The organism is Bacteroides sp. AM44-19, from assembly GCF_003603395.1.
In the GTDB taxonomy this organism is placed as follows: domain Bacteria; phylum Bacteroidota; class Bacteroidia; order Bacteroidales; family Bacteroidaceae; genus Bacteroides; species Bacteroides uniformis.
The window spans coordinates 62,471-74,142 of record NZ_QTNB01000004.1 but is presented as its reverse complement, the minus strand read 5'-3'; the positions used below and the strand labels follow the sequence as shown (position 1 = coordinate 74,142).

At 48.9% G+C, this 11,672-nt stretch carries 10 protein-coding genes; 9 read left to right on the top strand and 1 reads right to left on the bottom strand.

All coding sequences use genetic code 11. The annotated features are described in order from the left end of the window. The first annotated feature begins 48 nt into the window (after nt 1-48). From DW947_RS08415 to DW947_RS08395, 5 genes are all read left to right on the top strand, one after another. Nucleotides 49-1,887, top strand: a complete 1,839-nt coding sequence (locus DW947_RS08415) for an ABC transporter ATP-binding protein (protein WP_005825904.1) — start codon at nt 49-51, stop codon at nt 1,885-1,887. 423 nt (nt 1,888-2,310) lie between these two features. Continuing rightward, on the top strand, nt 2,311-3,390 hold the full coding sequence (locus DW947_RS08410; RefSeq protein WP_061411042.1) for a Gfo/Idh/MocA family protein: 1,080 nt from the start codon (nt 2,311-2,313) through the stop codon (nt 3,388-3,390). A gap of 66 nt (nt 3,391-3,456) precedes the next feature. Continuing rightward, nucleotides 3,457-4,944, top strand: coding sequence for a Gfo/Idh/MocA family protein (locus tag DW947_RS08405; RefSeq protein ID WP_005825899.1), 1,488 nt, complete (start codon nt 3,457-3,459; stop codon nt 4,942-4,944). Nucleotides 4,945-5,015: 71 nt separating this feature from the next. Beyond that, the gene (locus tag DW947_RS08400; RefSeq protein ID WP_005825897.1) at nt 5,016-5,891 is read left to right on the top strand and encodes a DUF1080 domain-containing protein; all 876 of its coding nucleotides are present in this window, start codon (nt 5,016-5,018) and stop codon (nt 5,889-5,891) included. 22 nt (nt 5,892-5,913) lie between these two features. Then, entirely contained in the window at nt 5,914-6,816 is a 903-nt protein-coding gene (locus DW947_RS08395) for a sugar phosphate isomerase/epimerase family protein (protein WP_005825894.1), read from the top strand. Nucleotides 6,817-6,909: 93 nt separating this feature from the next. On the opposite strand, the gene DW947_RS08390 is transcribed toward DW947_RS08395, so the two are convergent. Further along, a complete protein-coding gene (locus DW947_RS08390; protein ID WP_117588598.1) occupies nt 6,910-7,545 on the bottom strand; it encodes a viroplasmin family protein in 636 nt (211 codons plus the stop codon). A gap of 117 nt (nt 7,546-7,662) precedes the next feature. On the opposite strand from DW947_RS08390, the gene DW947_RS08385 reads away from it, so the two are divergent. The 4 genes from DW947_RS08385 (at nt 7,663) to argB (ending at nt 11,655) form a co-directional block, all read left to right on the top strand. Next, nucleotides 7,663-8,265, top strand: coding sequence for a nitroreductase family protein (locus DW947_RS08385; RefSeq protein WP_057087425.1), 603 nt, complete (start codon nt 7,663-7,665; stop codon nt 8,263-8,265). A gap of 62 nt (nt 8,266-8,327) precedes the next feature. Beyond that, nucleotides 8,328-8,855 carry a shikimate kinase gene (locus DW947_RS08380; RefSeq protein ID WP_005825881.1) on the top strand — a complete coding sequence of 176 codons (528 nt, stop codon included), beginning with the start codon at nt 8,328-8,330 and terminating at the stop codon, nt 8,853-8,855. Between the two features lie 135 nt (nt 8,856-8,990). Then, a complete protein-coding gene (gene speA, locus DW947_RS08375; protein ID WP_117963011.1) occupies nt 8,991-10,883 on the top strand; it encodes a biosynthetic arginine decarboxylase in 1,893 nt (630 codons plus the stop codon). A gap of 1 nt (nt 10,884) precedes the next feature. After that, complete coding sequence (gene argB / locus DW947_RS08370; protein WP_022401843.1) at nt 10,885-11,655, top strand: acetylglutamate kinase; 771 nt, start codon at nt 10,885-10,887, stop codon at nt 11,653-11,655. Nucleotides 11,656-11,672 lie beyond the last annotated feature (17 nt).

Here is an 11,672-nt window from a genome sequence, read left to right as displayed (position 1 = left end):
TCGTTTTCTTGTATCTTTGCGACCTCATAATTCACTTAACTACAAGCAATGAAGGAATTCCTACAACTGATGCGGCGCTTTGTGTCGCCTTACAAGAGATATATCGGTTGGGCAATCGTGCTCAATGTGCTGTCCGCTATATTCAATGTCTTTTCATTCACACTGCTCATTCCTATTCTCAATATCCTTTTCAAGACAGGGGAGAACACCCAAGTGTATCACTTCATGGAGTGGGGAAGCGGTAGCTTGAAGGAAGTGGCGGTGAACAATTTCTATTATTACGTCACTCAGATGATTGAGACACACGGGCCACAGATGACATTGCTGTTCATGGGGCTCTTCCTTGCTTTCATGACCATGCTGAAGACCTCCTGCTATTTCGGCTCTTCTGCCATTATGATTCCCCTTCGTACGGGAGTGGTACGCGATATCCGCGTGATGGTCTATTCCAAAGTGATGCACTTGCCGCTCGGCTTTTTCTCTGAAGAAAGGAAAGGGGACATCATTGCACGTATGAGCGGTGACGTAGGCGAAATTGAGAACTCCATTACCAGTTCACTGGATATGCTGCTCAAGAATCCGATCTTGATTCTGCTTTATTTTTCCACTCTGATTGTAACCAGCTGGCAGCTGACTCTGTTTACTGTCCTGGTATTGCCGGGTATGGGCTGGCTGATGGGAAAAGTCGGCAAGAAACTGAAGCGTAAGTCGTTGGAAGCCCAAGGAAAATGGAGTGATACCATGTCGCAATTGGAAGAGACGCTTGGCGGACTGCGTATAATCAAGGCTTTTATAGCAGAAGACAAGATGGTGGACCGTTTTAAGCAATGCAGCGACGAGCTGCGTGATGCAACCAACAAGGTAGCCATCCGTCAGTCGTTGGCACATCCGATGAGTGAATTCCTCGGTACGCTGCTCATTGTATTGGTACTGTGGTTCGGTGGTCTGCTTATTCTGGGCGACGGCACTTCCATGGAAGCATCAACGTTCATCTTCTATATGGTGATTCTGTACAGTATCATCAATCCGTTGAAAGACTTTGCAAAGGCAGGATACAACATTCCAAAGGGTCTGGCATCCATGGAACGTGTGGACAAAATACTGAAAGCCGAGAATCCCATTAAGGAACCGGTAAACCCGTTGCCGCTGCACGGGATGAATGACCGGATTGAATTTAAGGACCTCTCCTTCAGTTACGACGGCAAGCGCGAAGTGTTGAAGCACGTCAATCTGATGGTGCCCAAAGGACAAACCATTGCACTTGTCGGTCAGTCCGGCTCCGGCAAGTCTACATTGGTGGATTTGCTGCCGCGCTATCACGATGTGCAGTTGGGTGAGATTACAATTGACGGTGTGAATATTAAGAATTTTCGCATCCACGACCTGCGTGCGTTGATAGGAAACGTGAACCAAGAGGCCATTCTGTTCAATGACACCTTCTTCAACAACATTGCCTTCGGTGTGGAAAATGCAACTATGGAGCAGGTGGTCGAAGCGGCAAAGATTGCCAATGCCCACGACTTCATCATGGAGACCGAACTCGGTTATCAGACCAACATTGGCGACCGTGGCGGCAAGCTTTCCGGCGGACAGCGCCAGCGTATCAGTATTGCCCGTGCCATCTTGAAGAATCCGCCTATCCTGATACTCGATGAGGCCACTTCAGCACTCGATACCGAAAGCGAACGACTGGTGCAGGAGGCTCTGGAACGGCTAATGAAGACCCGTACCACGATTGCCATCGCCCACCGCCTTTCCACCATCAAGAATGCGGATGAGATTTGTGTACTCTATGAAGGTGAAATCGTGGAACGTGGTAAGCACGAGGAACTTCTCGAGAAGAACGGCTATTATAAGAGACTGAATGATATGCAGTCTCTCTCATAGCAATAAAATTCTGCGTACTTTGCTTCCACCCGCTTGTGCTAGGCTGTTATGACTAAATAGGAAGTTAATTTCCTGCAAACAGCCTATTAATTCTTCTTTCTCTTCTATATTTCTTACGCAGAATCTATGATGCAGGTGGGTGTTGACGGCTGCCGGCAGAGTGTTTCACGGCTGTTAGGCGATGATGAATAAAGAGTGTTCTTTTACCTTTTACGCTTTTTTAATATCTGCTTGCTTCCATTCTATCACTAATTATCCTATTTTTGCAAAGAACACATACATAAACATTGCAAATATCATGAAAAAATTATATCCAACGTCTACGACGACAGCTACTATGACTATCAGTCCAAGTACTCTTAATCATGTAATTCAATTGACCCCGATAATACTATAACTGTAAATATTTAATATTCGCCTACCATGAAAATAAAAGTTGGTTTGATAGGGTTCGGTAGAATGGGGCAAATGTATTGGGAGGAAATGCAAAAAAGCGGTCGATGGGACATCGCATATATCTGCGATACCGATCCGGACTCCCGAGAATTGGCAAGAAACCTTTCCCCTTCATCCAGAATCATATCTGATGAACAAGAAATCTTTGACGACCAGAGTGTAGAAGCTGTTGGTCTTTTTGCATTGGCAAATTCCAGAAAAGAACAAATAGAGAAAGCTGTCCGAAGCCATAAGCACATCCTGACGGAGAAACCCATTGCCGATACCATTGACAAGGAATGGGAAATTGTGGACCTGATTGAAAAGTATGACCGCATTGCTGCTGTCAACCTTTATCTGCGCAACTCCTGGTATCACCAGGCTATGAAGCAGTTTATCGATGAAGGCGAAATTGGCGAACTGGCCATCTTGCGCATCTGCCACATGACTCCGGGATTGGCGCCGGGCGAGGGACACGAATATGAGGGTCCCGCCTACCACGACTGCGGCATGCACTACATAGACATTGCCCGCTGGTATGCCGACAGTGAATACAAGACCTGGCATGCGCAAGGCATGCGGATGTGGGACTATAAGGACCCTTGGTGGGTACAGTGCCACGGTACGTTCGAGAACGGCATCGCCTTCGATGTCACACAAGGATTCGTCTACGGACAACTCTCCAGAAACCAGACTCATAATGCATATACGGACATTATCGGTACAAAAGGTATCGTGCGCATGACGCATGATTTCCGGACTGCCGTGGTGGAGCTTCACGGCGTGAACCGTACGCTTCGCCTGGAGAAGCCCTTTGGCGGGAAGAACCTGGATAAGCTATGCAATATTATGGCCGACTCCATCGAGAGCGGGAAACGTGATCCGAGATTGCCGCAGATGCGAGACTCGGCCATTGCTTCCCAATACGGATGGACCTTCCTGGAGGATGCGCGCCGTCACGACCTGCCCGGCATAGGCGACTTGCAGACGCTGGCGGAAATCAGGGAGCGCCGGAGGCATATGAAGGAAGGTTACGGACTGCTCCGTCCGAAGAAGACGGTAGTCTGATGCCTATTGTAATAAGAAGTGTTTTAAAACTTAATTATATTAACCGATTTTAAAATCTAAAGAACCATGTCGAAATTTACAAGAAGAGAGTTTCTTAAGACCGGAGGTTTAGCTTTGGCGGGTCTTACCATTGCTCCAAGCAGCATTTTGGGTAAGAGTCACGGACACGTACCTCCCAGTGACCGTTTGAACATTGCTGCCGTAGGTATCGGTGGTATGGGACACACTAACATTAATCATGTGAAGGCTACGGAAAATATCGTGGCGCTGTGTGACGTAGACTGGCGCTACGCGAAAGGTGTGTTCGATGAGCTTCCCAATGCGAAGAAGTATTGGGATTATCGTAAGATGTACGATGAGATGGGCAAGGACATCGATGCCGTTATCATCGCTACGGCCGACCATACACATGCCATCATCACTGCTGATGCCATGACGATGGGCAAACATGTATATTGCCAGAAACCGTTGACGCACTCCGTATACGAGTCCCGTCTGCTTACTCGCCTGGCCGCTTCTACGGGAGTAGTTACTCAGATGGGTAACCAGGGTTCTTCGGACGAAGGTACCGACTTGGTGTGCGAGTGGATATGGAACGGCGAAATCGGTGACGTGACAAAGGTGGAATGTGCTACCGACCGTCCCATCTGGCCGCAAGGATTGAATGTTCCCGAGAAGGAAGACCGCATTCCCAAAACTCTGAACTGGGATTTGTTCACCGGTCCTGCCAAGATGAATCCGTATAACGAAATCTATCATCCCTGGAACTGGCGCGGATGGTGGGATTATGGTACGGGTGCTTTGGGCGATATGGCTTGTCACATCCTGCACCAGCCGTTCAGAGCTTTGAAGTTGTTGTATCCTACCAAGGTAGAAGGTTCGTCTACATTGTTGCTCAATGCCTGCGCTCCGCAAGCACAGCACGTGAAGCTGACTTTCCCCGCACGTGAAAATATGCCGAAGGTGGCTATGCCCGAAGTGGAAGTTCACTGGTATGATGGCGGCATGATGCCCGACCGTCCGAAAGGCTTCCCCGAAGGAAAGCAACTGATGCAGAGCGGTGGCGGTCTGACTATCTTCCACGGAACGAAGGATACGCTGATTTGCGGTTGCTACGGACAGAACCCGTGGTTACTTTCTGGTCGTGTGCCCAATGCACCGAAGGTTTGCCGCCGTGTGCCGAAGGCTATGAATGGCGGTCATGAGATGGACTGGGTACGTGCTTGTAAGGAAAGTCCTTCCAGCCGCGTAATGCCTAAGTCTGACTTCTCCGAAGCAGGACCGATGAACGAAATGGTGGCAATGGGTGTATTGGCTATCCGTCTGCAGGGCCTGAACAAGACACTGGAATGGGACGGAGCCAACATGCGCTTTACCAATATTGGCGACGACGAGACATTGCGTACAGTCATCAAGGACGGCTTCAAGATACACAACGGCCATCCAAGCTTCGACAAGACATGGACAGATCCGGTAAATGCCAAAGCTTTTGCAGAAGAGCTCATCAAGCATAACTACCGTGAAGGCTGGAAGTTGCCCGATATGCCCAGATAAACATTAAAAAGAGTATCGGAACCAGGTTCCGATGCTCATAAACGAATACTAATCATTTAATTTTTCAGATTATGAAGAAAATATATTATTCTTTGGCTTGTTGCCTTATCGGAGGTATGCTCGCCTCTTGCGGTGGCGGTGCAAAGAAATCGAACGCTACGGAGGAAGCTGCAGCTCCTACTACTACTGCGGTGTCTTATTCCAAGTCTCTGAAAGCGCCTGAAACGGACAGCTTGAACCTGCCGATTGATGCGGACGGTTATATCACTATCTTTGATGGAAAGAGCCTGGACGGATGGCGTGGATACGGTAAGGACAAAGTGCCTTCCAGATGGATTATTGAGGATGGTTGCCTCAAATTCTGTGGAACCGGTACCGGCGAAGGACAGACCGGTGAGGGCGGTGACTTGATTTTCGCCCATAAGTTCAAGAACTTTGAGCTGGAACTGGAATGGAAGATTTCCAAAGGTGGTAACTCCGGTATCTTCTATCTGGCTCAGGAAGTTACTTCAAAGGACAAGGACGGCAACGAAGTGTTGGAACCCATCTATATCTCTGCTCCCGAGTTCCAGGTGCTGGATAACGCCAATCATCCGGATGCCAAACTGGGTAAGGACAACAACCGTCAGGCTGCTTCCTTGTACGACATGATACCGGCTGTTCCGCAGAACGCCAAACCTTTCGGCGAATGGAACAAGGCAAAGATTATGGTATACAAAGGTACTGTAGTTCACGGACAGAACGATGAAAACGTACTGGAATATCACTTGTGGACTAAGCAATGGACTGAAATGTTGCAGGCAAGCAAGTTCAGCGAAGAGAAGTGGCCCTTGGCTTTCGAACTGTTGAACAACTGTGGCGGCGAAAACCACGAAGGCTTTATCGGTGTGCAGGATCATGGCGACGATGTTTGGTACCGCAACATCCGTGTAAAGGTTCTCGACTAATTCCTTCTAAAAAGATAGTACTATGAGAATCAAACATATGATGATTTTGTCGGCACTGTGCTTATCCATGATGGCCACAAGCTGCAGCAGCCACAGCACGGAAACGGCGCCGGAAACGACGAAAAAGGAAGTAGCCATCCAGCTCTATTCTGTAAGAGACTTGGTGAAGGACGGCAGTAACCTCGACCAGATTCTGAAGGATTTGGCTGATATGGGCTATACCAGTGTGGAGGCCGCCAACTACAATGACGGTAAGTTCTACGGCAAGACTCCCCAGGAGTTCAAACAGATGGTGGAAAAGAGCGGTATGACCGTGCTTTCTTCGCACACTACCCACGGGTTGTCGGACGAGGAACTGGCTTCGGGCGACTTTACGGAAGCCTTGAAATGGTGGGATCAGTGCATTGCTGCCCATAAGGAGGCCGGTATGGAGTATATCGTGACTCCGTATCTCTCCGTTCCCAAGACATTGAAAGACTTGCAGACCTACTGCGACTATTACAATGAAGTGGGCAAGCGCTGCCAGGCTGCCGGTTTGAAATACGGTTACCACAATCATGCCCATGAATTCCAGAAAGTGGAAGACAAGGAGCTGATGCTGGACTACATGCTGCAACACACCAATCCCGAATATGTATTCTTCCAGATGGACGTTTACTGGGTAGTGCGCGGCCAGAACAGCCCGGTGGATTACTTCAACAAGTATCCCGGACGCTTCACCATGCTCCATATCAAGGATCACCGCGAGATTGGGCAGAGTGGTATGGTAGGTTATGATGCTATCTTCAAGAATACGGATACTGCTGGCGTGCGCCACATCGTAGCTGAGATTGAGAAATACAGCTGCCCCGTAGAAGAGAGTGTGAAGCAGAGTCTTGACTACTTGCTTGATGCTCCTTTCGTGAAGGCATCGTATAGCAAATAAAACATGATGGCGGCTATTCATTCATAAGCTCGGCCGCATCATTTTCTTGACGCGGGCACAACCGGATGAAGAATCCGGGGTGCCCGCGTTTTTTTACTTCCTTCCGAAGTCGGCCGGAATTTCCCCCCATTGCTTTGTCTCCCATTTTAGGATGCGGGTGGTGTAGGTGTTTTCGCGCAACCACTTCTCCGCACGTTCTATCAGGCGGAAAAGCTCTTCGGTCTTGGCGTCGCGCGGCAGTTTGGTCTTGCATTTTTTCTGTTTTATCCAGTTGATGGCGTTCACGCTGTCACTGTAGATGGGCATGTCGAAACCTTTCTGTTTCAACAAGGCAAGTCCGTGGACAATGGCAAGGAACTCGCCGATATTGTTGGTTCCGTACATCGGCCCGAAGTGGAAGATTTCCTGACGGCTGGCGACGTGTACTCCCCGGTACTCCATGGCACCGGGGTTTCCGCTGCAAGCCGCGTCTACGGCAAGGCTGTTTTCCGCGACGGCGGTGGGGAGGGGAGCGTCGGTGCCGGGAGTAGTCTTGGCAGGAGAGGGAGCCGACCGTTTGATGTACGCGTACGGCGAAGAGGCAAAGGCTTTTTCCGCTTCCTCGCGTGATTCGAACGACTTGTATTTCGCTCCTTCGTAACCTTTGGTCTGTAGTTGGCAGTCTGTCCAGGAAGTGTAGATACCCGGGCTGACTCCCGCCCATACGACGTAATATTTTTCTTTCTTCATAACTGCGGACAAAGGTAAAAAAGAAAATCCGAACAACTTAACTCTTTCATTTGTTTCTTTGTATGGCGGATATAAAATAAAGAAGAGAAGACTCAATAAAAAAAGAAAGGACAAAAAATGAAGAGAACATTTGCAGAAGCCATGGCGCATCGCCGTAGTTATTACTCTATCGGCAGCGATTCGCCAGTACTGGATGAAGAAATAGTACACATTATTCGTGAAGCCGTAAAGAATGTGCCGTCAGCTTTCAATTCACAGTCTACAAGAATTGTATTGTTGCTGGGCGACGAACATAAAAAATTGTGGAACATCGTGAAGGAAACCCTGAAAGCACGCATCTCTGCCGAGGCTTTTGCCAAGACGGAAGCCAAGATTGACGGCTGTTTTGCCAGCGGACACGGTACTGTGCTCTATTTTGAAGATACTTCTGTAGTCAAGAAGCTGCAGGAAGCATTCCCTTCCTATAAGGATAATTTCCCCACTTGGTCACAGCACACCTCCGCTATGCACCAGTTTGCCATCTGGACTATGCTGGAAGATATGGGGTTGGGAGCCTCCCTGCAACATTATAACCCCTTGATTGACGACGAGGTACGTCGCACCTGGAACCTGCCCGACGACTGGATGATGATTGCACAGATGCCCTTCGGTACACCCACCGGTGAACCGGGAGAAAAGGAATTCGAAGATTTAAGCAAGCGTATCAAAATTTTTCTCTGATACAGAGGCGTTTTCAGCTTGGAATTGCTACCTTTGCAGGAAACCTGTAACTCGTAGCAGATATGATACGTATTTTCTTGACCGGCTACATGGGAGCCGGTAAAACTACTTTAGGAAAGGCTTTTGCCCGCGAAATGAATGTGCCGTTCATTGATTTGGACTGGTACATCGAAGAACGTTTTCACAAATCAATCCGTGAATTGTTCACCGAGCGGGGAGAAGCCTCTTTTCGTGAATTGGAGCGAAACATGCTGCATGAAGTAGGGGAATTTGAGGATGTCGTGGTCTCTACCGGTGGCGGTACTCCTTGTTTTTTTGACAATATGGAGTATATGAACGGTTGCGGGCAGACGGTGTTTCTGGATGTACACCCCGATATTCTGTTCCGCCGGCTCCGGGTGGCGAAGCAGCAACGCCCCATCCTGCAAGGCAAGACGGACGAAGATTTGCGCACCTTCATTGTGGAGGCGCTGGATAAGCGTGAGCCTTTCTACTCGCAGGCCCGTTATCGCTTTGATGCCGGTTATCTGGAAAGCCGCAGCCAGATTAGCGAATCCGTGCAACGGTTACGCCAACTTTTAGGACTTTAATCCCTTGTAAATGTGTATTTTTCAGTCCGAGGAGCTGGATATATTAGATTTATGTGTATTTTTGTCGCCCCCTTTATAAGACACACTATAGTGGGAAAATAGTAAATTGTAAATAGTCTAATAGTAAATGTACTGATGAGAAAATGGCGTATTGAAGATTCAGAAGAGCTGTACAACGTAACTGGTTGGGGCACTTCGTACTTTGGTATCAATGACAAAGGTCATGTTGTGGTGACACCGCGTAAGGATGGGGTTGCCGTCGATTTAAAAGAGTTGGTGGACGAGTTGCAGTTGCGCGATGTAGCGGCTCCGGTATTGGTGCGTTTTCCCGATATTCTGGACAACCGCATCGAGAAGGTGTCCTGCTGCTTCAGACAGGCAGCCGACGAGTACGGGTATAAAGGAGAGAACTTTATTATCTATCCCATTAAAGTGAATCAGATGCGTCCCGTGGTAGAAGAGATGATTAACCATGGGAAGAAGTTCAATCTGGGGCTGGAAGCGGGTTCAAAGCCGGAGTTGCATGCTGTGATAGGGGTCAATACAGACCCGGGTTCCCTCGTGGTTTGTAACGGATATAAGGACGAGAGCTTCATTGAACTGGCACTGTTGGCACAGAAAATGGGCAAACGCATTTTTCTTGTTGTAGAGAAACTTAATGAGTTGAATCTTATTGCCAAGATGGCGAAGCAATTGAAGGTGAAACCTAATATCGGCATTCGCATTAAATTGGCTTCCAGTGGAAGTGGCAAATGGGAAGAAAGCGGAGGAGATGCCAGCAAGTTCGGACTGACATCCAGTGAACTGCTCGAAGCGCTGGACTTCTTGGAGAAAAAAGATATGAAGGACTGTCTGAAGCTGATACATTTCCATATCGGCAGTCAGATAACCAAGATACGCCGCATCAAGAATGCTTTGCGTGAAGCTTCGCAATTCTTTGTGCAGCTGAACAAGATGGGCTTCAACATCGAATTCGTGGATACCGGTGGCGGTATGGGAGTGGATTATGACGGTACACGCTCTTCAAGTAGCGAAAGCTCCGTCAACTATTCCATCCAGGAATATGTCAACGATGTGGTGTCGACTTTCGTCGATGTTGCCGACAAACACGGGTTCCCTCATCCCAATATCATTACCGAAACGGGACGCAGCCTGACTGCCCATCACTCCGTGCTTATCTTCGAAGTGCTGGAAACGGCTTCCCTGCCCGAAATGGAGGACGACTGGGAACCGGGAGAGGATGCTCACGAACTGGTGAAGGAACTGTATGACATCTGGGATAATCTGAGCCAGCGCAGTATGCTGGAACCTTGGCACGATGCGCAGCAGATACGCGAAGAGGCACTCGACCTTTTCAGCCATGGCATCGTCGACCTGAATACGCGTGCACAAATAGAGAAACTCTACTGGAGTATCTGCCGCGAAATCAACTCCATTGCCAGCGGCATGAAGCACTGCCCCGAGGAATTCCGCAAGTTGAGCAAGCTGCTTGCCGACAAGTATTTCTGTAACTTCTCGCTGTTCCAGTCATTGCCCGATTCCTGGGCCATCGACCAGATGTTCCCCATCATGCCCATACAACGGCTGGATGAAAGACCCGACCGCGAGGCTACCTTGCAGGATATGACTTGCGACTCGGACGGCAAAATTGCCAATTTCGTCAGCTCGCGTGCCGATACGACCACCCTGCCGCTGCACTCGTTGCGCGACAAGGAACACTACTATCTGGCGGTTTTTCTGGTCGGAGCTTATCAAGAGATTCTGGGAGATATGCACAATCTGTTTGGTGATACGAATGCCGTGCATGTGTCTGTCAATTCCAAAGGCTACACCATCGACCAACTGATTGACGGCGAGACGGTGGCTGAGGTGTTGGACTACGTGCAATATAATCCTAAAAAACTGGTACGTACGCTGGAAACTTGGGTGACGCAGTCCGTCAAGGAAGGGCGTATCTCTGTGGAAGAAGGGAAGGAATTCTTGTCTAATTACCGTTCCGGACTGTACGGATATACTTATTTGGAATAAAATGGAGAAACTGACTGTAATAAAGGTGGGTGGCAAGATTGTAGAAGAGGAAGCCACCCTCTATAAGTTATTGGATGACTTTGCAGCCATCGAAGGCTACAAGGTCTTGGTACACGGAGGCGGACGCTCGGCCACGAAGCTCGCTGCCCAACTGGGTATTGAAAGTAAAATGGTGAATGGCCGCCGCATCACTGATGCCGAAACGCTGAAGGTGGTGACCATGGTGTATGGCGGACTGGTGAATAAGAATATCGTTGCCGGCTTGCAGGCGCGTGGTGTCAATGCACTGGGCTTGACGGGAGCCGATATGGATGTAATCCGTTCGGTAAAGCGTCCCGTGAAGGAGGTGGATTATGGGTTTGTGGGCGATGTGAAGCAGGTGAATGATGCTTTCTTGGCAGACCTCATTCATAAGGGTGTGGTTCCCGTGATGGCTCCGTTGACACACGATGGAGACGGGCACATGCTGAATACGAATGCCGACACTATTGCCGGAGAGACCGCCAAGGCTTTGGCAGGTTTGTTCGATGTAACTTTGGTGTTCTGCTTTGAAAAGAAGGGTGTGCTGCGCAGCGAAGACGATGATGACAGCGTGATTCCACAGATAACGCCGGAGGAATTTAAGCAATATGTAGCCGATGGAGTGATTCAAGGTGGCATGATTCCAAAATTGGAGAACTCTTTCGAGGCGTTGAATGCGGGTGTGTCCGAAGTCGTAATCACTTTAGCATCAGCCATCAACGGGAACAGTGGAACCCGTATCCGAAAATAATTCAAAAAAAAACGGCA

Bases quoted from the DNA above. Each gene is read 5' to 3' on its own strand.
- argB (WP_022401843.1), top strand. From the start codon at position 10,885: ATGGAGAAACTGACTGTAATAAAGGTGGGTGGCAAGATTGTAGAAGAG.
- DW947_RS08405 (WP_005825899.1), top strand. From the start codon at position 3,457: ATGTCGAAATTTACAAGAAGAGAGTTTCTTAAGACCGGAGGTTTAGCT.
- DW947_RS08385 (WP_057087425.1), top strand. From the start codon at position 7,663: ATGAAGAGAACATTTGCAGAAGCCATGGCGCATCGCCGTAGTTATTAC.
- DW947_RS08400 (WP_005825897.1), top strand. From the start codon at position 5,016: ATGAAGAAAATATATTATTCTTTGGCTTGTTGCCTTATCGGAGGTATG.
- DW947_RS08380 (WP_005825881.1), top strand. From the start codon at position 8,328: ATGATACGTATTTTCTTGACCGGCTACATGGGAGCCGGTAAAACTACT.
- DW947_RS08390 (WP_117588598.1), bottom strand. From the start codon at position 7,545: ATGAAGAAAGAAAAATATTACGTCGTATGGGCGGGAGTCAGCCCGGGT.
- DW947_RS08410 (WP_061411042.1), top strand. From the start codon at position 2,311: ATGAAAATAAAAGTTGGTTTGATAGGGTTCGGTAGAATGGGGCAAATG.
- DW947_RS08415 (WP_005825904.1), top strand. From the start codon at position 49: ATGAAGGAATTCCTACAACTGATGCGGCGCTTTGTGTCGCCTTACAAG.
- speA (WP_117963011.1), top strand. From the start codon at position 8,991: ATGAGAAAATGGCGTATTGAAGATTCAGAAGAGCTGTACAACGTAACT.
- DW947_RS08395 (WP_005825894.1), top strand. From the start codon at position 5,914: ATGAGAATCAAACATATGATGATTTTGTCGGCACTGTGCTTATCCATG.